Annotated in this window: 22 protein-coding genes, 1 pseudogene and 1 riboswitch; of the genes and pseudogenes, 20 read left to right on the forward strand and 3 right to left on the reverse strand. The window is 42.1% G+C overall.

The window, feature by feature from the left end; translation table 11 throughout:
- The first annotated feature begins 5 nt into the window (after positions 1-5).
- From ACY8D0_RS13895 to ltrA, 10 genes and pseudogenes are all read left to right on the forward strand, one after another.
- A complete protein-coding gene (locus ACY8D0_RS13895; protein WP_462411092.1) occupies positions 6-1,322 on the forward strand; it encodes an O-acetylhomoserine aminocarboxypropyltransferase/cysteine synthase family protein in 1,317 nt (438 codons plus the stop codon).
- Between the two features lie 131 nt (positions 1,323-1,453).
- Positions 1,454-1,558, forward strand: a riboswitch (SAM riboswitch).
- A 120-nt stretch (positions 1,559-1,678) separates the two neighbouring features.
- Entirely contained in the window at positions 1,679-2,704 is a 1,026-nt protein-coding gene (locus ACY8D0_RS13900) for a methionine ABC transporter ATP-binding protein (protein WP_462411093.1), read from the forward strand.
- The gene (locus ACY8D0_RS13905) at positions 2,697-3,371 is read left to right on the forward strand and encodes a methionine ABC transporter permease (protein WP_462411094.1); all 675 of its coding nucleotides are present in this window, start codon (positions 2,697-2,699) and stop codon (positions 3,369-3,371) included. Before ACY8D0_RS13900 ends, ACY8D0_RS13905 begins: the two co-directional genes overlap by 8 nt.
- A gap of 15 nt (positions 3,372-3,386) precedes the next feature.
- Positions 3,387-4,223: a MetQ/NlpA family ABC transporter substrate-binding protein gene (locus ACY8D0_RS13910; protein WP_462411367.1), complete on the forward strand. Its 837-nt coding sequence runs from the start codon at positions 3,387-3,389 to the stop codon at positions 4,221-4,223.
- 360 nt (positions 4,224-4,583) lie between these two features.
- The gene (gene sufC, locus ACY8D0_RS13915; protein WP_462411095.1) at positions 4,584-5,369 is read left to right on the forward strand and encodes a Fe-S cluster assembly ATPase SufC; all 786 of its coding nucleotides are present in this window, start codon (positions 4,584-4,586) and stop codon (positions 5,367-5,369) included.
- A gap of 22 nt (positions 5,370-5,391) precedes the next feature.
- A complete protein-coding gene (gene sufD, locus ACY8D0_RS13920; RefSeq protein WP_462411096.1) occupies positions 5,392-6,702 on the forward strand; it encodes a Fe-S cluster assembly protein SufD in 1,311 nt (436 codons plus the stop codon).
- Positions 6,703-7,932 carry a cysteine desulfurase gene (locus ACY8D0_RS13925; RefSeq protein WP_462411097.1) on the forward strand — a complete coding sequence of 410 codons (1,230 nt, stop codon included), beginning with the start codon at positions 6,703-6,705 and terminating at the stop codon, positions 7,930-7,932.
- Positions 7,922-8,359, forward strand: a complete 438-nt coding sequence (gene sufU, locus ACY8D0_RS13930; RefSeq protein WP_462411098.1) for a Fe-S cluster assembly sulfur transfer protein SufU — start codon at positions 7,922-7,924, stop codon at positions 8,357-8,359. The genes ACY8D0_RS13925 and sufU overlap by 11 nt, the downstream gene beginning before the upstream one ends.
- A gap of 58 nt (positions 8,360-8,417) precedes the next feature.
- Positions 8,418-9,815: a Fe-S cluster assembly protein SufB gene (gene sufB / locus ACY8D0_RS13935; RefSeq protein WP_462411099.1), complete on the forward strand. Its 1,398-nt coding sequence runs from the start codon at positions 8,418-8,420 to the stop codon at positions 9,813-9,815.
- A 591-nt stretch (positions 9,816-10,406) separates the two neighbouring features.
- Positions 10,407-11,668, forward strand: a pseudogene (gene ltrA, locus ACY8D0_RS13940) (group II intron reverse transcriptase/maturase).
- A 114-nt stretch (positions 11,669-11,782) separates the two neighbouring features.
- On the opposite strand, the gene pdxR reads toward ltrA, so the two are convergent.
- Complete coding sequence (pdxR, locus tag ACY8D0_RS13945; protein ID WP_462411100.1) at positions 11,783-13,261, reverse strand: MocR-like pyridoxine biosynthesis transcription factor PdxR; 1,479 nt, start codon at positions 13,259-13,261, stop codon at positions 11,783-11,785.
- A 106-nt stretch (positions 13,262-13,367) separates the two neighbouring features.
- On the opposite strand from pdxR, the gene ACY8D0_RS13950 reads away from it, so the two are divergent.
- The 8 genes from ACY8D0_RS13950 to yunB all read left to right on the forward strand — a co-directional run bounded on the left by ACY8D0_RS13950 (position 13,368) and on the right by yunB (position 21,242).
- Positions 13,368-14,150 (forward strand): PhzF family phenazine biosynthesis protein, encoded by a 783-nt coding sequence (locus ACY8D0_RS13950; RefSeq protein WP_462411101.1) that lies wholly within the window; start codon positions 13,368-13,370, stop codon positions 14,148-14,150.
- A gap of 137 nt (positions 14,151-14,287) precedes the next feature.
- Entirely contained in the window at positions 14,288-15,547 is a 1,260-nt protein-coding gene (locus ACY8D0_RS13955; RefSeq protein WP_462411368.1) for an MFS transporter, read from the forward strand.
- Positions 15,548-15,577: 30 nt separating this feature from the next.
- Positions 15,578-16,231 carry a LysE family translocator gene (locus ACY8D0_RS13960; RefSeq protein ID WP_462411102.1) on the forward strand — a complete coding sequence of 218 codons (654 nt, stop codon included), beginning with the start codon at positions 15,578-15,580 and terminating at the stop codon, positions 16,229-16,231.
- 659 nt (positions 16,232-16,890) lie between these two features.
- Entirely contained in the window at positions 16,891-17,742 is an 852-nt protein-coding gene (locus ACY8D0_RS13965; protein WP_462411103.1) for a DUF72 domain-containing protein, read from the forward strand.
- A 56-nt stretch (positions 17,743-17,798) separates the two neighbouring features.
- Complete coding sequence (locus ACY8D0_RS13970; RefSeq protein ID WP_462411104.1) at positions 17,799-18,623, forward strand: sulfite exporter TauE/SafE family protein; 825 nt, start codon at positions 17,799-17,801, stop codon at positions 18,621-18,623.
- Between the two features lie 7 nt (positions 18,624-18,630).
- Entirely contained in the window at positions 18,631-19,980 is a 1,350-nt protein-coding gene (locus ACY8D0_RS13975; RefSeq protein ID WP_462411105.1) for a bifunctional metallophosphatase/5'-nucleotidase, read from the forward strand.
- 65 nt (positions 19,981-20,045) lie between these two features.
- A complete protein-coding gene (locus ACY8D0_RS13980; RefSeq protein WP_462411106.1) occupies positions 20,046-20,348 on the forward strand; it encodes a YunC family protein in 303 nt (100 codons plus the stop codon).
- Positions 20,349-20,456: 108 nt separating this feature from the next.
- Complete coding sequence (yunB, locus tag ACY8D0_RS13985) at positions 20,457-21,242, forward strand: sporulation protein YunB (RefSeq protein ID WP_462411107.1); 786 nt, start codon at positions 20,457-20,459, stop codon at positions 21,240-21,242.
- Positions 21,243-21,676: 434 nt separating this feature from the next.
- Here yunB and ACY8D0_RS13990 read toward each other — a convergent pair whose 3' ends face one another.
- Positions 21,677-22,669 (reverse strand): M23 family metallopeptidase, encoded by a 993-nt coding sequence (locus ACY8D0_RS13990; protein ID WP_462411108.1) that lies wholly within the window; start codon positions 22,667-22,669, stop codon positions 21,677-21,679.
- Between the two features lie 244 nt (positions 22,670-22,913).
- Between ACY8D0_RS13990 and lipA the strand changes: the two genes are divergently transcribed.
- Positions 22,914-23,837, forward strand: coding sequence for a lipoyl synthase (lipA, locus tag ACY8D0_RS13995; RefSeq protein WP_462411109.1), 924 nt, complete (start codon positions 22,914-22,916; stop codon positions 23,835-23,837).
- 38 nt (positions 23,838-23,875) lie between these two features.
- On the opposite strand, the gene ACY8D0_RS14000 is transcribed toward lipA, so the two are convergent.
- Entirely contained in the window at positions 23,876-24,517 is a 642-nt protein-coding gene (locus ACY8D0_RS14000; RefSeq protein ID WP_462411110.1) for a YhcN/YlaJ family sporulation lipoprotein, read from the reverse strand.
- Between the two features lie 113 nt (positions 24,518-24,630).
- Here ACY8D0_RS14000 and ACY8D0_RS14005 point away from each other — a divergent pair, with 113 nt between their 5' ends.
- Complete coding sequence (locus ACY8D0_RS14005) at positions 24,631-24,906, forward strand: YutD family protein (protein WP_462411111.1); 276 nt, start codon at positions 24,631-24,633, stop codon at positions 24,904-24,906.
- The last annotated feature ends 27 nt before the right edge of the window (positions 24,907-24,933 follow it).

The raw sequence follows: 24,933 nt of genomic DNA on the forward strand, positions 1-24,933 counted from the left end.
GAAACGTGGGAGAAAATCAAAAGAAGTATCGGTTGGAAACATTGAGTGTTCATGGGGGCTTAGCACCGGATCCAGTAACGGGGGCGCGGGCCGTTCCAATCTATCAAAACAATGCCTACCAATTCAAAAATACAGAACACGCAGCAAACCTGTTCAGCTTGGCGGAACCTGGTTACATATACACGCGGATTCATAATCCGACGACAACCGTTTTTGAAGACCGAGTTGCTTTACTCGAGGGCGGAGTGGGTGCATTAGCTGTCGCCAGCGGAATGGCGGCAATCACTTTGGCCATTTTAAACATCGCCGAAGCAGGAGATGAAATTGTCTCAGCGGCCAATCTATACGGCGGGACCTATAATTTATTTGCCGTGACGCTGCCTAAATACGGAATTAAGGTAAAATTTGTTGACGGGGAAAATCCGGAAAACTTTCGGGAAGCGATTACGGACAAAACAAAAGCCATTTTTGCCGAAACGATCGGAAATCCGAGCCTGCGCGTGTTGGATATCGAAAAAGTGGCTGAAATTGCCCATGAGGCTGGGGTACCGCTGATTATCGATAACACGTTCGCTACTTCATACCTGTGCCGGCCTATAGAGCATGGTGCCGACATTGTGGTTCACTCTGCTACTAAATGGCTGTTGGGGAACGGCACGACCACAGGCGGCATTATTGTCGATGGCGGTAAGTTTGATTGGAATTCGCCACGGTTCCCAGGCTTCACCACTCCAGATGACAGCTATCATGGCTTAGTGTACGCTGAAGCTTTAGGTGCGGCAGCCTATATCGTCAAAGCCCGTGTTCAACTGCTGCGTGACCTCGGACCGGCATTAAGCCCGCAGAATGCCTTCTTATTCACCCTTGGCCTGGAAACCCTGCATGTAAGGATGAAGGAACATGTGGCGAACACGAAACAACTCGTCGATTATTTATTAAATCACCCGGCTGTTGATTGGGTATCTTACCCGGGACATCCATCGCATCCAGACCATGAATTATCGGAAAAGTACTTGCCTAAAGGGGCCGGCTCGATGGTTGTTTTTGGCATCAAGGGCGGAAAGGAAGCCGGAGCCAAGCTGATCAATTCTCTTTCCTTATGGGCGCATGTGGCCAATGTCGGCGATGCCAAGAGCTTAATCATCCACCCGGCAAGCACCACTCATCAGCAATTGGATGCCGAAGGCCTAAAAGCGGCCGGAGTTTCAGAGGACTTAATCCGATTATCGGTTGGAATTGAAAATGCGGCGGATCTGATTGAAGATTTAGAACAAGCCATTGAAACGGCAACCGGTCTATTTTCCTTGAAGGCAAATGCTTAATTTTACCAGTCGGAAATCGGAATAAAGATAGGAATTTTTCGTTGACATCTGCTTTTTTCAGTGGTAGCATTGCATTTGTATTAAATTTCAGAAATAAATTTAAATTATATAAATATAGGATTTGCTATATGCTCTTATCTAGAGAGGTGGAGGGATGTGCCCGATGAAGCCCGGCAACCGTCAATTTATTGAAATGGTGCCAATTCACACAAAGCGCTTGCTTTGAGAGATGGGAGAAAGGACTAGTTTTTTGATGCCTTTCTGCCTGCGCAGAAAGGCTATTTTATTTTTCTAATAAAGCATCTTCTAATGTCAAACCCTATATTTATGATATCGGTAAAAAAGTAGGTGATTGAATGATATCCATCAAAAACGTCAGTAAAATTTTCCCCTCCAAACAGAAGGATTTAACGGCGGTCAACCATGTAGATCTGGAAATTCAAGAGGGGGAAATTTTCGGAATTATTGGATACAGTGGTGCAGGGAAAAGTACCCTGATACGTATGCTGAACGGACTTGAACTGCCAACCGACGGAACCGTAACTGTGGCAGGTCGGGAAATATCTAAAATAAAGGGCAGCGAGCTCAGAAAAGCCCGCCAGGAAATCAGCATGATTTTCCAACACTTTAATTTACTCTGGTCAAGGACGGTTAGTGATAACATTGCTTTTCCGCTTGAAATTGCCGGCGTAAGCGGACCTCAAAGAAAGCAGCGGGTTGCAGAGCTAATTAAGCTGGTGGGTCTTGAAGGAAGGGAAAATGCATACCCTTCACAGTTGAGCGGCGGACAAAAACAAAGGGTCGGAATTGCCAGGGCTCTGGCCAACAACCCTAAAGTGCTGCTTTGTGATGAAGCAACTTCTGCGCTTGATCCGCAAACAACCGACTCTATTTTGGATTTATTGGTTGATATTAATAAGCGGCTTGGGCTGACCATCGTGCTGATCACCCACGAAATGCATGTTATTCGTAAGATTTGCCACCGGGTGGCCGTGATGGAAAGCGGAAAAGTCGTGGAGCTTGGGTCAGTATTGGATGTGTTTAAAAATCCGCAACAGCCGATTACCAAGCGCTTTGTGAAACAGGTGACCGAGCCGGAAGATACGACGGAAACAGCGGAACATTTGCTGGAGCGTTATCAATCGGGGCAAGTGGTACAGCTGACTTTTATCGGAGAATCCGCAGAACAGCCGTTGATTACTAATTTAATTAGACACCATGATGTAACAGCCAACATTCTCCAAGGGAAGATTTCACAAACCCGCAGCGGTTCTTACGGGACGTTGTTCATTCACCTTGATGGGGATTCAGTGGAAGTCAATAAAGCGATTGACTATATCCGTTCCCAGCAAGTAGGAGTGGAGGTGGTCAGCAATGGATAACAGCGGCAAATTGTTAGAGAATGTCGACTGGCTGGTCATGTGGGAAGCAACCAAACAAACTTTATATATGACTGCGATTTCGGTTGTGGCTACCTTTATCCTCGGGACTTTGTTGGGTATGCTGCTATTTCTGACATCTAAAGGAAACCAGTGGGAAAACAAACCAATAAATACCGTCATAAGTGCTATCGTAAATATTTTCCGGTCCATTCCGTTTATTATCCTGATTGTCTTACTGATTCCTTTTACTACCCTTTTAGTAGGATCCATGATTGGGGAAACGGCGGCCCTTCCGGCTTTGATTATCGGGGCAGCACCGTTTTACGCTAGGTTGGTGGAGATAGGCTTAAGGGAAATTGATAAAGGCGTTATCGAGGCAGCAAGGTCAATGGGAGCGACAACAGGTACGATTATCTGGAAGGTGCTTCTGCCTGAATCATTGCCAGCACTCATTTCTGGAATAACGGTTACAGGCATCGCGATTGTGGGATACACGGCAATGGCCGGAGCGATTGGCGCCGGCGGCCTGGGAAATCTGGCATATAATCTCGGCTTCCAGAGGAACCAAAATGACGTCACCTTTGTGGCAACCGTCATTATTCTTATCATCGTTTTTGTCATTCAGTTTATTGGTGATTTTATCACTTCAAAAATAGATAAAAGATAAAAGGAGATCATGAAAATGAAAAAGATACTTTCTATATTAGTTGCTTTAACTGTGCTGCTGACTCTGGGAGCTTGCGGCACTTCGGAGGATAAATCCTCCTCTGGAGACAATGAAAAAACAACAAAATTAGTTGTGGGTGCATCAACCGTTCCACATGCTGAAATTCTTGAACAAGCCAAACCGATTTTAAAAGAAAAAGGCATTGACCTTGAAATCAAAACGTTTACTGACTATGTGCTGCCGAACAAAGCTTTGGCTTCGAAAGAATTGGATGCTAACTACTTCCAACACATCCCATATTTAAATGCCCAAATTAAAGAGTTTGGTTATGACTTTGTTAGCGCTGGCGGCATTCATATCGAACCAATCGGTGTCTATTCAAAAAAATACAAGAGCCTAAAAGATCTTCCAAATGGCGCACACTTAATCATGAGCAACTCTGTAGCAGACCATGGCCGTCTTCTTTCATTATTAGAAGCACAAGGATTAATCAAGCTTAAAGAAGGCATTGATAAAACAAAAGCAGAAGTTAAAGATGTTGTGGAAAATCCAAAGAACCTAAAATTTGATGCTAACTATGAAGCAAAGCTTCTTCCGCAAATTTACAACAATGGTGAAGGCGATGCTGTGTTAATCAACTCAAACTATGCGATTGATGCAGGACTAAATCCAGTCAAAGATTCCATTGCCATCGAAGATGAAAATTCACCATATGTAAACGTCATTGCCGTTCGTAAAGGCGATGAAAAGAAAGAAGCCATCAAAACATTAGTGGAAGTGCTTCACTCTAAAGAAATTCAAGACTGGATTCTTGAAAAATACAAAGGTGCGGTTGTACCAGTTTCAGAATAATGATTCTAAAGTAAAACAAAAGCCAGTGAAAACACTGGCTTTTGTTTATTTGTACATTAAACCGAGAATTAAGGTAAAAAATACATAAGAAAATTAACAAGTATTTTCTTGGTAAATGTCGAAAAATACGGTATGATTTGTATCAGAATGCTGTTACATAGGAGTTTCTTTTTTTTATTTTCAATTAAAAATAAATCTATTCTCATTTAGACTATTCCGAGTGAAAATAAACATGAGTTTCCACTGCTTAAAAGTTGATAATAAATTTCATTTGTTATAAGATTGTAATGAGAATAGATTGAGAATAGGATCATACTGATTCTTTTTAATAGCGCACTAAACATATTCGGAGGTATTAAAATGGCTGGATCAACTTTAACAATCAAAGATCTGCATGTTGCGATTGATGGGAAAGAAATTTTAAAAGGGGTAAATCTAGAAATTAAAGGCGGGGAAATCCACGCAATCATGGGGCCAAACGGAACAGGAAAATCTACCTTGTCCTCTGCGATTATGGGTCACCCCAAGTATGAAGTAACCAGCGGAAGCATTACCTTGGACGGAGAAAATGTACTGGAAATGGAAGTAGACGAGCGTGCTCGTGCCGGTCTGTTCTTGGCTATGCAATATCCAAGTGAAATTACCGGCGTTACCAACGCTGACTTCCTTCGTTCTGCCATTAATGCGCGCCGCGGCGAAGGAAATGAAATTTCGCTTATGAAATTTATCCGCCAAATGGATAAACAAATGGAATTCTTGGAAATGGACCTTGATATGGCGCAGCGTTATTTAAATGAAGGTTTTTCCGGCGGGGAGAAAAAACGGAACGAAATCCTGCAATTAATGATGATAGAGCCGAAAATCGCCATCTTGGATGAAATCGACTCTGGACTTGATATCGATGCCTTGAAGGTTGTTTCCAAAGGTGTCAATCAAATGCGTGGTGAAAACTTTGGCTGTTTAATCATTACCCACTATCAACGTTTGTTAAACTATATTACTCCTGACCATGTGCATGTTATGATGCAGGGCCGAATTGTTAAATCAGGCGGACCTGAATTGGCACAACGCTTAGAAGCTGAGGGTTATGAAGTACTTAAGCAAGAGCTTGGAATTGAAGATGAAACGGTAGAGCAAGAAGCATAAGCGCAGAGTTAGGAGGATAACCATGACTACGGAAACAAAATTACCTTTCGATAATGGGTTTGTCAGCTCGGTGGCTAAAGCAAACGGCGAACCTGCTTGGTTTGAAGAGCTTCGCTTAAAAGCTCTTGAGCAGTTTAACATCCTGCCAATGCCAAGACCCGATAAGACGAAAATAGATAAATGGAACTTTACCCAATTTGAGCAGCATACCGTAAAAAGTGAACCTTTTAATTCCATCGGAGAACTACCGGAGAATTTAAAAGCACTTATTGATGTGGATGCTGCCAATCCAAATTTATATATCCAACGGAACCAAACCCCAGCTTTTCTTTCCCTTTCTGAGGATTTAAAAGCAAAGGGTGTTATTTTTACCGATATCCTGACAGCTGCTAAAGAGCATGCAGATCTGTTGAAAAAATATTATATGACACAGGCCATCAATGCAGATGAACATCGTTTAACTGCGCTGCATGCTGCTCTGTTAAACGGCGGGGTCTTCTTATATGTTCCTAAAAATGTAGAAATGACTGAACCGATTCAAGCGGTATTTGTGCATGATGATGCTAAGGCCAATTTGTTTAACCACGTTTTGGTTGTGGCAGAAGATAATAGTTCTGTAATCTATGTAGAAAACTATATTTCTACAGTGGAGGAATCGGCTGGATTGGCCAATATCTTAACGGAAGCTATTGCCAATACTAATGCTAAAATCCAATATGGAGCGGTAGACCACTTGGCTAAGGGCATGACTACCTATGTCAACAGACGCGGTGTCGCCGGGAGAGATTCCCGCATTGAATGGGCACTTGGTTTAATGAATGAAGGAGACACCATCTCTGATAATACCACCAATTTATTGGGCGACGGTTCATTTGGGGATACGAAAACGGTAACGGTTGGCCGCGGAGACCAAACGCAAAACTTCACCACAAAGGTTGTTCACTTTGGACGCCATACACAAGGAAACATCTTAAACCATGGTGTCGTAAAAGATAGTGCAACACTTATTTTTAACGGAATCGGCAAAATCGAGCATGGCGCTTCAAAATCCGACGCAGAGCAAACATCCCGTGTGTTAATGCTGAGTGAAAAAGCCCGTGGCGATGCCAACCCGGCACTCCTGATTGATGAAGATGATGTAATGGCAGGGCATGCAGCTTCTGTTGGCCGTGTTGACCCAGTCCAGTTGTACTACTTAATGAGCCGCGGAATTCCAAAAACAGAAGCAGAGCGGTTAGTCATTCATGGTTTCCTTGCTCCGGTTGTCAATGAGCTGCCAATCGAAAAAGTAAAAGAGCAATTGACGGAAGTTATTGAAAGGAAAGTGCGATAAATGAATACCGAGGCTATACGCGGCCAGTTTCCCATATTACATCAAGAAGTAAACGGACACCCGCTTGTGTACTTGGATAGTTCAGCTACTTCCCAGAAGCCTGCGCGAGTGATTGAAACATTAGAAAAATATTACCGTGAATATAATTCAAATGTGCATCGCGGGGTGCATACACTAGGTACAAGAGCCACCGATGCATATGAAGGTGCACGTGAAAAGGTCCGAAAGTTTATCAACGCCAAATCCATTCAGGAAGTCATTTTTACAAGAGGAACGACTACTTCTTTGAACTGGGTGGCAGCCAGTTATGCAACGGCTAACTTAAAGCAAGGTGATGAAATCGTCATTACTTACATGGAACATCATAGTAATATTATTCCATGGCAGCAGGCTGCAAAACGTACTGGCGCAACACTGAAGTATATTCCACTTCAAGAGGATGGAACAATTTCTTTAGATGATGTCCGTGCCACTGTGACAGCTAATACCAAAATCGTTTCGGTTATGCAGGTTTCAAATGTCCTCGGTGTGATTAACCCAGTGAAGGAAATTGCCCAAATTGCCCATGAAAATGGAGCGGTTATGGTCGTGGACGGTGCGCAAAGTGCTCCACATATGAAAATCGACGTTCAGGACTTGGATTGTGATTTCCTTGGATTTTCGGGACATAAAATGTGCGGCCCTACCGGCATTGGGGTTCTTTACGGGAAAAAACATCTGCTTGAAAACATGGAACCTGTTGAATTTGGCGGTGAAATGATTGACTTCGTTGATTTGTATGATTCAACCTGGAAGGAACTTCCGTGGAAATTTGAAGGCGGTACGCCAATTATAGCTGGTGCGATTGGTCTCGGTGCAGCCATTGACTTTCTGAATGAAGTCGGAATGGACAATATCGCTGAGCATGATCATAAATTAGCTGCCTATGCATTGGAAAGAATGGCTGGGATTGAGGGAATCAGCATTTATGGCCCACTAGATCCCGCAAAACGTACCGGCATGGTGACATTTAATCTAGACGATGTTCATCCACATGATGTGGCAACGGTTTTGGATGCCGAAGGAATAGCTGTCAGGGCTGGACACCATTGTGCTCAGCCATTGATGAAATGGCTGAAGGTTTCGGCAACGGCACGTGCCAGCTTTTACCTATATAATACGGAAGAAGATATTGATAAACTCGTTGAAGGGCTTGTCAAAACAAAGGAGTATTTCAGCGATGTCTTCTAATTTAGATGCACTCTACCGAAGAGTAATTATGGATCATTATAAAAAACCACGTAACCGTGGGGTTTTAGAGGATAGCAGCCTAACGATTAATATGAACAACCCGACCTGCGGCGATCGGATTCAGTTGACGATGAAAGTCGATGAAGGAATTGTCCAAGATGCCAGATTCGAGGGGGAAGGTTGTTCGATTTCCATGTCATCCGCTTCCATGATGACAGAAGCGATTAAGGGCAAAAAGGTCGAGGATGCCTTAAAGATGGCAACCATCTTTTCAGATATGATGCAGGGTAAAGACGTGGACGAGGATCTCGATTTAGGTGATATCGAGGCATTGCAGGGGGTTTCCAAATTCCCTGCAAGGATAAAGTGTGCAACCTTGGCATGGAAGGCCATGGAAAAAGGGCTAAAAGAGGACGGCCAACATTAATACAGGTGTTCGGGGCTAATCAATGGTCCCGTTCATTTAGGAAAGGGAGGAATCGACGATGGCGAAAAAAATGCCGGAAATCGGGGATTATAAATATGGCTTTCACGATAAAGACGTTTCCATATTCCGTTCAAAACGCGGGCTGACACGTGAGATTGTCGAAGAAATTTCCAAAATGAAGGGCGAGCCTCAATGGATGCTGGACTTTCGTTTGAAATCACTGGAGATTTTCTACAGCAAGCCAATGCCACAATGGGGCGGAGATTTGAATTCTTTAAACTTTGACGAGATTACTTATTATGTAAAACCATCTGAGAAATCTGAAAAGTCATGGGATGAAGTGCCAGAAGAAATTAAGGCGACTTTTGATAAATTAGGGATTCCTGAAGCCGAGCAAAAATATCTTGCAGGGGTTTCCGCGCAATACGAGTCTGAGGTTGTTTACCACAATATGAAGGAAGACCTTGAAGCATTAGGCATTGTCTTTAAAGATACAGATTCCGCTTTAAGAGAAAACGAGGATATCTTCCGGGAGCACTGGGCAAAAGTAATTCCGCCGACTGATAACAAATTTGCGGCATTAAACTCTGCAGTATGGTCTGGTGGATCTTTCATTTATGTGCCGCCTGGCATTAAGGTTGATACTCCATTACAGGCGTACTTCCGAATTAACTCCGAAAACATGGGACAATTTGAAAGAACGTTGATTATCGTTGATGAAGGAGCTCATGTGCACTATGTGGAAGGCTGTACAGCACCAGTTTACACAACCAACTCCTTGCACAGTGCGGTCGTTGAAATCATCATCAAAAAAGGCGCTTATTGCCGCTATACCACAATCCAGAACTGGGCAAACAACGTATACAATTTGGTTACCAAGCGTGCCGTTTGTGAAGAAAATGCCACAATGGAATGGATTGACGGTAACATCGGTTCCAAGTTAACTATGAAGTACCCTGCCGTTATTTTGAAAGGTGAAGGTGCCCGCGGCATGACGTTATCGATTGCGATTGCCGGTAAAGGCCAGCACCAGGATGCCGGTGCTAAAATGATTCACCTTGCACCAAATACTTCTTCAACGATTGTATCGAAATCAATCGCGAAGCACGGCGGTAAAGTAACTTACCGCGGTATGGTCCAATTTGGACGGAAAGCCACAGGTGCACGTTCTAATATTGAGTGTGATACATTAATTATGGATAATGAATCAACGTCTGATACGATTCCATATAACGAAATTCAAAATGATAATATTTCACTTGAGCATGAAGCGAAGGTATCAAAGGTATCGGAAGAGCAATTGTTCTATCTAATGAGCCGCGGTATTTCTGAGCAGGAAGCAACGGAAATGATCGTAATGGGCTTCATCGAGCCATTTACCAAAGAGTTGCCAATGGAATATGCTGTTGAAATGAACCGATTGATTAAGTTCGAGATGGAAGGTTCTATTGGATAACAAAGAAAAAACCCTTGTATATCAAGGGTTTTTCTTATGTTGTGTGCCCGGCATGGGTGCAGGCTCTAGGGTGCGAGTCCCGAACGGCGAAGGCAGTAGTAGCCGTAGCTTAAGACAAGGATATGCGGGGTGACCTTCATATCTGAAGGAAGTCAGCGGCAAACTCCCGCTCCGAGGAACACGAATCTCATATAAGGCTAGGTGACTCTGGTTGAGTCTGCAATACAGGACAAAGTCCATACTGTCGAAGGGGTCACAGAGTAAATGAGGCGGAGACATGGAAGGAAAGTCTGCACTCTTACCCGGGGAGAACCTGTCGGTATGCCGTACTCATGCGGTTAGCCTATCCGTGAGGATAGGTTGAACGACAGGCGTTAGCAGAGCAGAAGCCATAGTACCTGTCCGCTTAAGAGGACAGGGAAGGGCTGAACCAGTTATGAAAGATAGGGACTAGGAGTATCTTTCCTTCAATGAAACAGAAAACATGTACCTGTCTAATGAAAGAAACGGTGAATCCGTGGGGGTTGTTAAACAGGGTGGAGAACGGAAAGAACACAAGCAGAACACCTATCTACGCAGGAGGTTATATCGATGTTAATGGAACGAATCCTGTCACGGGAAAACCTACTTAACGCAATTAAAAGGGTTGAAAAGAATAAGGGGAAACACGGAGTAGACGAAATGCCCGTCACGGCTCTACGTGGACATATTATTCTCAACTGGGCGAAACTTAGAAAATCCCTCTTCGAGGGAACCTATATCCCAACCCCCGTCCGTCGAGTCGAAATCCCGAAACCAGGCGGCAAAGGGAGAAGGAAACTAGGAATCCCAACCGTGACAGACCGTTTCATTCAACAGGCAATCACCCAAGTGCTTACTCGAATGTATGACCCAGTATTCTCTGAAAGTAGCTTTGGTTTTCGCCCAAACAGGCGAGCGCATCAGGCAGTTAAATTAGCCCAAAGTTATATAGAAGAAGGTTATAGATGGGTAGTAGACATCGACCTTGAAAAGTTCTTTGACAAAGTTAATCATGATAGACTAATGAGTAAATTAGCCATTAGAATAGAGGACAAGACTCTCCTCCAACTAATCAGACGATTCCTAACTTCGGGTGTTATGGAAGCCGGACTCATCAGTCCTAACCTTGAAGGGACACCGCAAGGGGGTCCGCTAAGTCCCCTTCTTTCAAATATTGTCTTGGATGAACTGGATAAAGAATTGGAACGCCGAGGACATCGTTTTGTCCATTACGCAGACGATTGTAATATCTACGTGAAATCTAAAAGAGCTGGGGAAAGAGTTATGAAGGCGATGACCAATTTTATCGAAGGAAAACTTAAGCTGAAAGTTAACAAGGAGAAAAGTGCAGTAGACCGCCCTTGGAAAAGAAAATTCCTTGGATTCAGTTTTACAAGTAACCTCAAACCGAAGATAAGAATTTCACCTCAGTCAATTAAGCGGTTTAAAGATAAAATCAGACTACTCACAAGCAGACGAAAATCAATTACGATGGAAGTCAGAATTCATAAACTCAATGAATACCTTGTGGTTGGGTCAACTATTACCAATTAGCTGATACTCGCTCAGTAATCACGAAGCTCGAAGGATGGTTAAACCTAAGGTTAAGAATGATTCGATGGAAAGAATGGAAACTTCCACGAACTAAGGTCAAGAAACTAATTAAATTGGGCGTACCGGAAGAAAAAGCACACGAATGGGGAAATACGAGAAAGGCTTATTGGCGAATTTCCAAAAGTCCAATCCTTCATAAAACACTAGGGAAAGCTTATTGGCTTTCCCTAGGACTGAAAAGTATCACTGCAAGATATGACGTACAGTGTTCGACATAATTTGGAACCGCCGTATACGGAACCGTACGTACGGTGGTGTGAGAGGGATAAATGGAGGTTAGTCGCCTCCCCCTATCTCAATTATCTCCAGAAGCTTTTACATAGGAGGTCTATTTAAAAATATGGCGAACTATCTTGTTTAATTTTTGAGTCAATTGCCAATTGAAGGATGTTACAAATGGTTTTTACACCCTGTTCTAATTGTGGCTCATTCATATATGAGAAACTTATTCGTAGATGATGATTTTCCTGGTTTGTAGGAAAACAAGTTGAACCAGGCAAAAAAGTGATTTGTTCATTCTTTGCTTCTAATAAGAGGTGATCCGTATTAAGCCAGAAAGGAAGAGTGAGCCATACATTTAATCCCCCTTTTGGTACGAACCAAGAAACCTCTTTAGGTGAATGTTGTGACAGAATCTCCAGAACAAGATCACGCCTTATCTTTAGAGCTGTTCTTAATTTTTTTAAATGATCCATCATTCTTTTTGAAGTAATAAATGGAATGATGGCTTTCTGTGTAAGCAAAGGACTGCCTAAGTCGGCGTTAGCCTTGGCAGCTAATAGACGTTTAAATATAGAGCCAGAAGCAGCTAATATTCCAATTCTACAGCCTGGAGCTAATATTTTGCTTAAACCTTTCAAGTAAATGACATGACCGTCTTGGTCCAGACTTATCATCGATGCAGGTGGTTTTCTTTCAAAATAGATTTCACTACATGGATCATCCTCAATCACTAAACACTGCGTACTTTTAGCAATCTCAATAATTTGTCTACGACGTTTTGTGGGCATCACAGCACCAGTTGGATTGTGAAAAGTAGGGACGGTATAAATGATTTTAGGTTTATACTTATCACACAAATTCTGAAGTAAATCAACTCTCATCCCATCACTGTCAACAGGTATGGTAAGGATTGTTGCACCTCTCCCACGAAACACATCAATAGCTCCTGGATAGGTCGGGGCTTCCATGACTACCACATCACCTGGTCCAACGAATGTACGAGCAACTAGGTCTATTCCTTGTTGTGAACCACTTGTAGCTAAAATATTATCTGGGGTAGTTGGAACATCCATTCTTTTTAAATACTCAACCATAGCCTGTCTAAGTTCTTTATCTCCTTGAATTTCTCCATATTGTGATAGAACTTTTGGATTCTCAGAAAGCATCTTATGAATTTCTTGCTCTAAATATCGATTAGGTAAGAGTCCAGGATCTATCATAGAAGATGAAAGATGAATTTTTTCAGGGACTTGATGGAAACGAGCAAATTGAGACCTAGGTAAATAATCTTGAATGGAAAGCTGCCAATCGTAGGAAATGGCCCCTTCCTTTTTTTCAGCTTCTTTGATATTTGTCTTTCTTATAAACGTTCCTTTCCCTTGAACAGATGTGATATACCCCTCTTGTTCTAGCTTTTGATAGGCCTTTACTACAGTAACTAAACTTACTCCAATCTGTTTTGAGAGTTCTCTTACAGAAGGTAATTGTAAATCTTCTTCTAAGAGATCTGAACGGATATGATCGAGAATGGAATGGTATATTTGCTTTGTTAATGAAATGTCAGCATTACGTTGAATCTCAATGTGCATGACTTAATCTCCTTTAAGTGTTATACAAAGGGGTTGAGTGTTATATACAAATAAATGTAAACTATCAATAAATTGTTAAACACATTATAACACTGGAGGAATTGTGATGAAATATTTTGTAGTTGATGCTTTTGCTGAAAAAGTGTTTGAAGGAAATCCAGCAGGAGTATGTATCATGAATGATTGGATTTCAGATGAACTCATGCAGAAAATAGCGATTGAAAATAACCTATCGGAAACAGCATTTGCAGTAAAAGAAGGGGCACATTATCGACTGCGATGGTTTACACCTGGTGGAGAGATTAACCTTTGTGGGCACGCCACGTTAGCAACGGCATTTATCATTCTGAATTATTATGAGGAGCATTTGAATAGTGTCAAGTTCAATACAATTAGTGGAGAATTAACGGTAAATAAGCAAGATGATTTATATGAACTGGATTTCCCTTCCGTTCCTTCGGAGGAAATTTGTTCAACTGATCAAATGATCAAAGCCTTGGGAATTGTGCCAAAAGAAACGTACTTAAATAGAGATCTTGTTTTCGTATTAGAGTCCGAGGAAGAAGTGAGAAACGTAACTCCTGACTTTGCCCAATTAGAAAGATTACCAGAAGGATTGGGTGTTTGTGTTACAGCCAAAGGCAGTGAATTCGATTTTGTTTCCAGAGGTTTTTTCCCTAAGTTAAAAGTAAACGAAGATCCAGTAACGGGTTCTTTGCATTGTAGCCTAATTCCTTTTTGGGCAAAAAGATTAGAAAAACAGGAATTAGTTGCAAGACAACTATCTAGCAGAGGCGGTACTCTTTATTGTAAACATGAAGATACACGAGTAAAGATGGCTGGGAGAGCCGTTCTATATTCAGTAGCTGAATTAAATATTGGGATTTAATGTCTAAGACTTTTATTTTTCTTTCGCTTTCTTATACATGATATGAATGCTGCAGTAAAAATCTTTTGCTGTCACATTTGAGTTAGATTTTGTTTATGTTTGAACCAGTATTATTTTTTTTGATGGCGGGTGAAGACTTGAAACGTATTCATTATAGTTGGGTTGTTTTATTTGTCGCTTTTTTTTCAATTCTTATAGCTGGGATAATAAGTTCATCATCAGGTGTGTTCATTGTCCCTTTTGAATCTGACTTTGGATGGGAACGCTCAACAATCTCATTTGCTTTTGCGATTGGGCTTCTACTATACGGTATCTCTGGTCCTTTTATGGCAGCTCTAATAGAAATGACGGGCTTAAAGAAAATGATGATTTTAGCCATGACAACGTTATTAGTCGGTGTGTTGCTCACCTATATTATGGTGAAACCTTGGCAGTTAACCTTGATTTGGGGAGTTATTATTGGCTTAGGTTCTTCGTTATTCCTAACCGTATTAAGCCCATATATTGCAAATACATGGTTTGAAAAAGGAAGAGGATTCGCACTTGGTATTTTAACAGCGAGTACGGCAACTGGACAATTAGTCCTCCTCCCTTTACTAGCGTACATCATAGAGATGCATTCATGGAAATGGGCGATGGGTCTTATTCTTATCCTCAGTGTCATTATGCTGGCAGTCATCCTATTATTTATGAAAAACTCACCAAAAGAAATAGGACTTCTTCCATATGGGCAAGAAAAGGAATTAAGTGTAAGTGAAAAAGTCCAAAAGAAAAATCCTGTAATTATTGCCTTTCAAACCTTATTTGAAGTGGTAAAAGTCAAGGAATTTTGGTTGCTAGCAGTAAGCTTTTTTATCTGTGGACTTTCAACTAGTGGCTTAATCGGAACTCATTTTATTTCTTACTGTATAGGCTTTGGTTTTACTGCTGTTGCGGCGGCATCCATGCTTTCATTGATGGGCGTGTTTGATTTAATAGGAGCCACTCTTTCTGGTTGGCTATCTGATCGATTTGATAATAGATGGTTGTTGTTTTGGTATTACGGTTTGAGAGGAGCTTCACTTGTATGTCTCCCATTTGCTCTCTCTGAAGGCTCAATACCTTTGATTATTATTTTTTCAATATTTTATGGACTAGATTGGGTTGCAACCGTACCACCAACAATTAACATTTCAAGACAGATCTTTGGAATAGAGAAAAGTGTTGTAGTGTACGGTTGGCTCTTTGCATCCCATCAATTAGGCTCAGCCCTGGCAGCAGGCGGGGCAGGAATCATATATAAGATATTCAATTCATATTCATGGGCATTTGCTTTAGCAGGAATGTTTTGTGTACTAGCAAGTCTATTTGTGATAGTTATAAAAAAACAACGCAAGGTTGAGATTCAATCCATGTAGCTAATTAAGAATGGAAGGAGATTTGCTTGTATGTCCCATTATTATATGTTTATTTTTGTATCCCTTATTATCATTATCTCTCCAGGGCCTGACTTTATTTTGATTACTAAAAATGCACTTACAATTAATAGACATGCAGGTCGTATGACTTCATATGGAGTTGTGACAGGACATATTATTTATGCAACAGCTTCTATCCTTGGGTTCACGGCCATTATTGCAAAATCTATAGTGCTTTTTGAAGTCATCAAATATACTGGAGGTGTTTACCTTTTTTATCTAGGAATTAAAGCAATCCTGACCAGTATAAAGAATAAGGAAAAAGAAAACACAGAAATTAAATCGAATTTAGAGGCTGAATTACAAGTTGCTCAAAAAAATTCAAAAACTAAAACTTCTTATTTCCAAGGATTAGCAAGTACACTTCTAAATCCTAAAGCCATTATGTTTTATATTTCTTTTCTTCCACAGTTTATTGATTTAAAAGGAAATATAATTCCGCAGTCCGTGATGCTCGCAGGGCTTTTTATAATAACTGTTTTATTGTGGTTTACTTTATATCTTTACATTCTTACTTACATTAGTTCGTGGTTTAAAAAACCTTCTGTAGAAAGAATCTTTGACCGAGTTTCTGGTATAGCACTAATTTATTTAGGAATAAAGTTAGCACTTGGAAAAAATTAATTTTAGATTATTGTTTCAATCTTAGTTATAGGTAAGGATGATATTGGTACTTTGCACTAACTGGGGACATGAATCTAAAGTGAAAAATATGTGAATTTTTTCACTTAAACTATAGGGTGCATTACTTCAATAAAAACGGTCGTCGAAAGACGTTTTTTATTTAGAAAGGAAAAAAAACAGCCAAAAAAGGCTGCTGCCTATTAGCAGCCTGTTGCTTGGTTTGGCTTCTTGACCATTTATATTTAATATTGCATGTGCTAAAATTTTATGTTCAAAATCCTTATTTTATACGGCTCCAAGCTATGCCATGCCGTGCAAAGTTCGTGCAAAGATTAGTTTATAACAACAGTTTGAAATAATTCCCAAAAGTCTATATATCAATAGTTGTAGGGGCTTTTTTGGATGTGGTTTGATGCTATTTTAAGTACTTTTAATCAAGTTCGAGATGGAAGGATCCATCGTTAATTGCAAAATTACCCGCTTGCTGTAAATGGCAAGCGGGTTTTTGCATTATAAATGAGTACTCTAAGATGAGAAATATTTACTCCGGATAAATGCCTTCCACTCTCGGATAGGCTGAAATCACTCTCGTGCAGGACTAAACCATTTACAGGTAGTAAAAAGGTTATGCTATTATAAATGAAAAGGAGGTGTGCCAAGTGATATCTATCGGATTAACAGGCTGGGGAGACCATGACAGTCTTTATCCGGGAAAAATTGCTGCCAAGGATAAATTAAAAGAATATGCCGGACACTTTCCGATTGTCGAGGTAGACACTTCATTTTACGCCATTCAGCCAAAGCGCAATGCGTTAAAATGGGTCAATGATACCCCGCCCGGCTTTCAATTTATTGTCAAAGCCTATCAGGGTATGACCGGCCACATGCGCACAGAGATTCCTTTTGATACCAAACGGGACATGTTCCATGCTTTTAAAGATCCGCTGGAACCATACATTATCAACAAAAAACTGGCCATGGTCTTGTTCCAATTTCCTCCCTGGTTTGATTGCAAACGTGAGAATGTTGACTATTTACGTTGGTGCAAGCAGGAAATGGAAAAGATCCCTTGTGCCCTCGAATTTCGGCATCAGTCATGGTTTGCCCCGGAGTATCGCCAAGGTACGCTCGATTTTATGAAGACGGAAAAATGGATTCATAGTATCTGTGACGAACCACAAGCGGGTGAAGGTTCCATACCAGTTATATTGGAAACGACCTGCCCCAACAAGGTACTTGTCCGATTCCACGGACGTAATGTCCATGGCTGGCAAAGGCAAAAGCGGAGTACAGCAGATTGGCGGGATGTCCGTTATCTCTACCGCTATAATCAACAAGAGTTAGAAGAATGGGTGGAACAACTGCAAACACTCACAGCACATTGTGAGAACATCTATTTGTTATTTAATAATAACTCAGGCGGAGATGCCGCTGACAATGCGAAACAAATAATCGACCTCTTACATATAGAATACGAAGGCCTAGCCCCAAGGCAAATGGATTTATTTTAAAATGACAAGCCCGCTATGTAATAAATAAACAAACACAGAGGGTGGACCTAAATCTCATGGAATGGATTTTATTAGTGGTAATAGGAATAGCGGGCAGCTCGATTGGGTCACTAATTGGCATGGGAGGAGGAATTATTGTTGTTCCGGCCCTGCTCTATTTATCCACCCTTACATCAACATTCAGTCATCTTACACCGCAGATTGTCGTGTGGACATCCCTGTTCACAATGATTTTTACGGGCCTGTCATCGACATTGGCTTACATGAAACATAAGACAGTCGACTATAAAAGCGGCTTAATCTTCCTAATCGGCAGTGGCCCGGGAAGTATTCTCGGTGCCTGGGTGACAGAAAAACTGGGCTTGCACTCATTTAGTATTTACTTTGGAGTATTTATCCTGTTTGTATCTTTTATTTTGGTGATAAAAAATAAATTACGTCCGCTTCCTTACCAAAAGGACAGGGGGATTAACCGGACGTTCACTGATAACAGCGGCAAGACCTTTGAATATGGTTTCAATCCGGTTCTTGGCATTGTCATTTCACTGGTGGTGGGGTTTTTATCAGGAATATTTGGAATAGGCGGCGGTTCATTAATGGTGCCGGCCATGATATTATTGTTCTTTTTCCCGCCCCATGTGGCAACAGCCACATCGATGTTTATGATTCTTCCAACCTCAATCCTAAGCTCAATTACGCATATTGCATTAGGAAATGTAAACTGGCTTTATGCATTGGCCTTAGTGCCAGGAGCTTGGATAGGGGCCAAGGTGGGAGTTTGGTTGAATACCCGGCTAAAAAGCAAAACCATTGTTTTGCTCATCAGAACCATCCTTATCATTGTCGGGATCCGGTTAATTTATCAAGGAATAATGGGGTAAGTTGAGAATGGAAACGATTCATATCTATCATACTAATGATCTTCACAGCCATTTAGAAAATTGGCCGCGAATCGAACAGTACTTAAAAAAAAATAAACACCGGCATGAGCAGAATGGGGAGGATGTGTTTACATTCGATATTGGCGATTTTATTGACCGATGGCACCCCTATACGGAGGCGACCATGGGAAAGGGGAGTATTCCACTTTTGAATGATTGCCAATATGATGCGGTTACCATTGGAAACAATGAAGGTGTCAACCTGCCTCACCATGATTTGGACCATCTTTATGATGACGCAAGATTTGCGGTTGTTACGGCTAATCTTTACCATGAAAATGGGGAATACCCTAACTGGATTAAGCCCTTTACCGTTTATCAATCAAAGCGGGGAACACGTATCGGTGTCCTTGGACTGACTGCACCGTTTCCACAGCTTTATCAATTGCTCGGCTGGAAAGTGACCGACCCGTTTTCAGAACTTAAAAAGTGGTTGAAACCCCTGAAGAAAGAGGCGGATGTGATCATTTTATTATCTCATCTTGGCATTCGGGATGACGAACGAATTGCCGATGAATTCCCGGAAATTGATGTCTTGCTTGGGGCACACACGCACCATGTTTTTGACAAGGGGAAGGCAATCGGGAACATGCTTATGGGGGCTGCGGGGAAATTCGGCTACTATGTCGGTGAAATGACGTTAACGCTAAGCGATGCTAAAGAAGTCATCCAAAAACAAGCTGTAGTCCACGGTGTTGAGGATCTGCCGCCAGTACAGGATGAAACAGAGCGGGTCAACGGGTATTTTGAAGCAGGTAAAGGGATGCTGAACCAAACCATTACGATTTTACAGCAGCCTTTGACCGCCGATCCGTTTAAAGAAACGGAACTATCAAAGCTTCTGTGCGGGGCGCTTAAAGACTGGTGCCAAACTGACTGTGCCATGTTGAATGCCGGGCTTTTGTTAGGCCCGTTAACAGGATCTGTCACAGACTTTGATTTGCTGGCCATATGTCCGCACCCCATCAACCCATGCAAAGTGGAACTGACGGGACTTGAACTCCAGGCTATATTGGAAGAATCAAAGGAACAGAGCCTGCATCAAAGGCAAATTAAGGGGCTTGGTTTTAGAGGGGATGTCATCGGGAAATTCGTCTATGATGGTCTCGAATTCAGTGGTCTAACCATTAAAGTGGCCGGTAAGGAATTGGACCCGTCTATGACCTATTCATTGGCCTTGCCGGATATGTTTACATTTGGACATTTTTTTAAGGATGTACTAGCTTCTAAACAGAAGCATTATTTCCTGCCCGAGTTCCTGAGGGATATCCTAAAATGGAAGCTGCAACAGCTCTAGGTACCTGCATTACACGCTTTCTTGACTCTTAACATAAATTGTATGGAGGAAAGGAGTGTGGAACAGTGATTAATCTTTCACCAGTGGAAATTGGCGGCCATACCTTTTTGGCTGTCACGGTTTTACTCCCAAAAACGACTTTGCTTGCCGTGACAAGCGATAAGGGATATATCATGTGCGGTGCTTTGGACGTCGCGCTGCTTAATGATAAATTGAAGGACAGGGGAATCATAGCTGGACGGGCTGTAGGCGTCAGGACAATCGAACAATTATTAGATGCCCCGCTCGAGTCAGTTACAATAGAAGCTGAGAAACTGGGAATTTATCAAGGAATGATGGGCAGGGATGCCTTGCTGAAAATGATATGAAAGCCTGTTTAAATTGCAGGCTTTTACATAATCCTATGATGATTTTGTTATTTTCAGGGCTAGTTCACTTCTTCCAAGCATACATATAGCTTGAAGGGGTGATTTTTTTTGGCTAAATTTCGTAAATATCGCCGGCCGCGGGGCCCGCTGCCTTTTCGGTATGTTTTACTGATATCATTTATTTGCTTCCTTCTTACAAGCGTGATTGGGGTGTGGTTAGTCAACAAAGGCATTGAACCCACTCTCATGAGATATGCGGAAACAGAAACTAGAAACATTGCTTCATTGGTCATCAATAGGGCCATCACAAAGCGAACTACTAACATTGGGGAAAATAATGAAGTGATTAAAATAACCCCGGGACAAAATGGAACAGGACAAAATGCGCAATTAAATACGGACTTAATCAACAGGGTATTGGCAGAAACCACCGCACAAATTCAGAAAAACTTAAAATCGGCCAGACAGGGAAATATCGCTTCACTCGAGCAGTTTACAGACGTGGAAATTGAAACGGAAGATACAGGAGAAGAAGACGGGATTGTCTGGTATGTCCCGTTAGGGCAGGCCACCAATATTACCTTATTGGGGAACCTCGGTCCTAAAATTCCGGTAAAATTTACCGCCATAGGTGAGGTGGAGCCGGATGTGCATATTGAATCGGAGAGCATTGGCATTAATAACACTTGGATTAAAGTTTCAGTGGATATACAGGTTTCCGTGCAAATCATTACCCCGTTTGCCACAAAAATTACCAAGCTCAAACAAAGTATTCCCGTTGGCAACGCCCTTTTAGAGGGAGAAGTGCCGCAATTTTACAATGGTGGTGGTGGTACCACTCCATCCATTCAAATTCCTGATAAGCAGACGGACACAAAGAAATCCGGAAATTAAGCATGTTTAGTACCATTCTTGGCCGCAAAAACGCTGTTGAAAGTACTCAGGCAGCGTTTTTGTTAGAAGGACCCTCATTTATTTAGATAAGAAAGTATATAATGTTTGACTTTGAGAATTGTCCAGCTTCAGCGCCCTAGCACCTAGTGTCCTTCGGTCGGTCTCCGCCCTACGATAAGTCAAGCACGAATGCGCTCCGCTCTTCGTGTTTCCTTTATCCCGTTCAACGGGCAGTAGATTCTCAACTGCCCGTAAGAACCCGATTGGTTCAACTAACAATCAGCGAGAAAAACGTTCGCTGATTGACGTTTCACCTTATCTCAGTAGGAGCCCTCCACAAAGGAAAGCTTCGGAGCATAAGCTTCGCACGAAGGAAAAGCGTTAGCTTTTTCGAGGAGGCCAATGCGGTGCTGACCAGAGCGCTTGCGCTTTTCTTATTTTCGCAGGCTCATTCTTTCTAAACGTTTCCATTTGGCCAAATGCGGGTATGGGTCAAATGACCACTCTGTTAATCCATTGTCCTTATACATTCCATAATGCAAGTGAGGCGGGAATTTGCCTGAGGTTCCCGGCGGGCCGTAACCGGTGCTTCCAACCCCGCCAATCACCATGCCTGGCTCGACAATTTGCCCCACATGGAGCCCCTTGGCAAAACCACTTAGATGGGCAAAATAATGATAGGTGTTATTGATATCACGGATGCCGATTCTCCAGCCCCCGAATTTGTTCCACCCCTTCATTTCAATGATCCCATAACATGTGGCTCTAACCGGTACCCCATATCCGGCAAAGATATCTGTGCCTTCATGGATCCTCCGGCCACCCCAGCCGCGGGCATCCCCCCATGTGCTTCGATAGCTGTGATTGCTGCGCAATGGAACAGGAAACACATTTTTATCCAAATCAATACGGCCAAAATGCCGGTATACTTTTGCTTTCCCGACTATGATCCCAACGGTTTTATCTCGATGATAATAATTCCATAAACCAATTTTTAAATTATCTTCGTCCACCCCATAGGTGAGAAGGTAGTTTGCAAATGCATATAAGGTATCTTCATCGCTTTTTAGGCTGGCTCTGCCATCCCCGTCCCCATCTACCCCAAATCCGTTAAAAAACTGAATAATGGCTGGATTTTCATCATTGGGATTTGGATTCGTCAAACCTGCCCATTTTTCTGGTGGAAAGTAAATGGCAATCGGATTTTCAGGTTTTGGCAAATCCCGGCGGACTTGGCGGATGCTTCTTTCGTATTGGTCAACTGCAGCCAAGTAGTACCATGGAATTTGCGTGACCGTCTCCACTTTTTGGTAAAGCTTCATTCTTTCCTGATAGGGGTCCGCTTCAGATGGGGCGGCCAACGCTTTCGTGACACACCATTGCGGGATTAGAAGCAGAAAAGCTGCAATAAATATAACAGTCCGCACGGAAATTCTCCCTTCCCATTTATTGTACGAACTTAGTTTATGAATTCTAACTTAATTCATTATCGCTAATAATTGGTAAACTATAAATATTTACCCAATTGACCGGTTAAATCGCTTTAAATCAAGTATAGACATCGGTTATGCGGCCTTATTTGCTTGTGAATCCTATTTGCAATATGTTAAAGTGACAAGAGACACTCATTTGTTATACATATAGACAGAAGTAAAGCAAGGAGGGAATCAAATGAGCAAGAACGAGGAAATACTTAGAAAACCGGACTGGTTAAAAATAAAGCTTAATACAAACGAATCTTATACAGGTCTAAAAAAACTAATGCGGGAAAAAAACCTGCACACGGTATGTGAAGAGGCACGCTGTCCTAATATCCATGAATGCTGGGGCGTAAGAAGAACGGCTACTTTCATGATCTTGGGAGATGTCTGCACTCGTGCATGCCGTTTCTGTGCTGTTAAAACCGGGCTGCCAACCGAATTGGATTGGAAGGAGCCGGAACGTGTGGCAGATTCCGTTCAGATTATGAACTTAAAACATGTGGTCGTCACCGCAGTGGCCCGCGATGATTTAAAAGATGGGGGCTCCGCTGTTTTTGCGGAAACGGTCCGGGCTATCCGCCGGAAAAATCCATTTACCTCAATTGAGGTCCTGCCTTCCGATATGGGCGGAAAGGAAGAAAATTTACGGACTTTAATGGATGCCAAACCGGATATTCTTAATCACAATATTGAAACGGTCCGGAGGTTAACACCAAGAGTCAGGGCCCGCGCCAAATATGACCGATCACTGGAACTCCTGCGCAGAGCAAAAGAGATGCAGCCAAGCATCCCGACTAAGTCCAGCCTCATGGTGGGTCTTGGTGAAACGAAAGAGGAAATCTTAGAGGTCATGGACGATTTAAGGGCAAACCATGTCGACATCATGACAATTGGCCAGTATCTGCAGCCGACAAAAAGCCATCTGAAAGTTGTCAAGTATTATAGCCCTGATGAATTTAATGAGCTCAGGGAGATTGCTCTGAGCAAGGGATTTAACCATTGTGAAGCTGGTCCACTGGTCCGTTCATCTTATCATGCGGATGAGCAAGTCAATGCCGCTGCCAAGCATCGGCAGCTGCTTGGGGAACAAAATGCCCAACAGGAACAGGCATAGAAAAAAGAGTTCAGGCAATGGTCTGAACTCTTTTTTCGTTACTTCAAGTTATTTTTCATATTGTTATCATCGGCTGTACGTCCATTTGCATCTTCATTGCTGTCAACCGGGTTTCCTTGCGGGCTTTTTAGCATCCGCTTAATCAAAGAAGTTACTTGATTTCTTGCTTGTGCACTGCCTGAATCCAAATGGGCCAAATTCTCCACGTCCCGCATTAACGTTTTATTATCGGAAACATACACATGATAATATCGGGGAACAGCCGACATTGCGGTTCTTTTGACTTGGTCTGCCGTATAATTACGGTCCTTCGTGTTGGAATCATAAACAACCAATACTTCTTGGTCCGTCACGAGTGTTGCTACATCATTGACGTTCGGCATACTGGTGCTGTACTTGCTGATGATATTGGCCAACTGTTCGCGGTCAAGCGCGGCATAATGATCATCCACCTCATTATCGTTCATAACTGGACTTTTCTGATGCCGGACAAAACCATAATCTTTGCTTACATCCCGAAGATTCTTTCTGGCTCCCTCATTATAGAGTTCGTGCCGTTTATTATTGACATTTATCGTATTACCGCTTTCTTCATAAACATCCCGGTTTGTGCTGTCTTTTGAACAGCCCGACACGGCTGTTATGGCACATAATCCGAGGATCACGAATAATTTTTTCAATTCAATCGACCTCCTTTTTTTAGATTGGCCAATCGGCGTGATTTTTTACTTAGTAATTGATGGTGAATCGGTTATAATGGAAATAAGATGTGCCCGCAAAATGAGGTGAAACCATGATTGTTTTGAATAACACGGGGTATGAACTGGTACAAGAATACAGGGACGGATTTAATGAAGAGGCGATTAAAGCAAGGTATAGTGATATATTATCCAGATATGATTATATTGTGGGTGATTGGGGCTATGGCCAACTTCGATTAAAAGGCTTCTTTGAGGACCAAAATCAAAAGGCAACTTTCGATACAAAAATTAGCACACTGAGTGAGTATCTATATGAATACTGCAATTTTGGCTGTGCGTACTTTGTCTTGAAAAAGTCCAAAAAGTAACGAAGGATCCAGAATAGGACCCTTCGT

Source organism: Neobacillus camarae, assembly GCF_054950115.1.

Excerpts from the sequence above, each read along its gene's own strand:
- ACY8D0_RS13900 (WP_462411093.1), top strand. The coding sequence starts at position 1,679 with ATGATATCCATCAAAAACGTCAGTAAAATTTTCCCCTCCAAACAGAAG.
- ACY8D0_RS13905 (WP_462411094.1), top strand. The coding sequence starts at position 2,697 with ATGGATAACAGCGGCAAATTGTTAGAGAATGTCGACTGGCTGGTCATG.
- ACY8D0_RS13910 (WP_462411367.1), top strand. The coding sequence starts at position 3,387 with ATGAAAAAGATACTTTCTATATTAGTTGCTTTAACTGTGCTGCTGACT.
- sufC (WP_462411095.1), top strand. The coding sequence starts at position 4,584 with ATGGCTGGATCAACTTTAACAATCAAAGATCTGCATGTTGCGATTGAT.
- sufD (WP_462411096.1), top strand. The coding sequence starts at position 5,392 with ATGACTACGGAAACAAAATTACCTTTCGATAATGGGTTTGTCAGCTCG.
- ACY8D0_RS13925 (WP_462411097.1), top strand. The coding sequence starts at position 6,703 with ATGAATACCGAGGCTATACGCGGCCAGTTTCCCATATTACATCAAGAA.
- sufU (WP_462411098.1), top strand. The coding sequence starts at position 7,922 with ATGTCTTCTAATTTAGATGCACTCTACCGAAGAGTAATTATGGATCAT.
- sufB (WP_462411099.1), top strand. The coding sequence starts at position 8,418 with ATGGCGAAAAAAATGCCGGAAATCGGGGATTATAAATATGGCTTTCAC.
- pdxR (WP_462411100.1), bottom strand. The coding sequence starts at position 13,261 with ATGCACATTGAGATTCAACGTAATGCTGACATTTCATTAACAAAGCAA.
- ACY8D0_RS13950 (WP_462411101.1), top strand. The coding sequence starts at position 13,368 with ATGAAATATTTTGTAGTTGATGCTTTTGCTGAAAAAGTGTTTGAAGGA.
- ACY8D0_RS13960 (WP_462411102.1), top strand. The coding sequence starts at position 15,578 with ATGTCCCATTATTATATGTTTATTTTTGTATCCCTTATTATCATTATC.
- ACY8D0_RS13970 (WP_462411104.1), top strand. The coding sequence starts at position 17,799 with ATGGAATGGATTTTATTAGTGGTAATAGGAATAGCGGGCAGCTCGATT.
- ACY8D0_RS13975 (WP_462411105.1), top strand. The coding sequence starts at position 18,631 with ATGGAAACGATTCATATCTATCATACTAATGATCTTCACAGCCATTTA.
- lipA (WP_462411109.1), top strand. The coding sequence starts at position 22,914 with ATGAGCAAGAACGAGGAAATACTTAGAAAACCGGACTGGTTAAAAATA.
- ACY8D0_RS14005 (WP_462411111.1), top strand. The coding sequence starts at position 24,631 with ATGATTGTTTTGAATAACACGGGGTATGAACTGGTACAAGAATACAGG.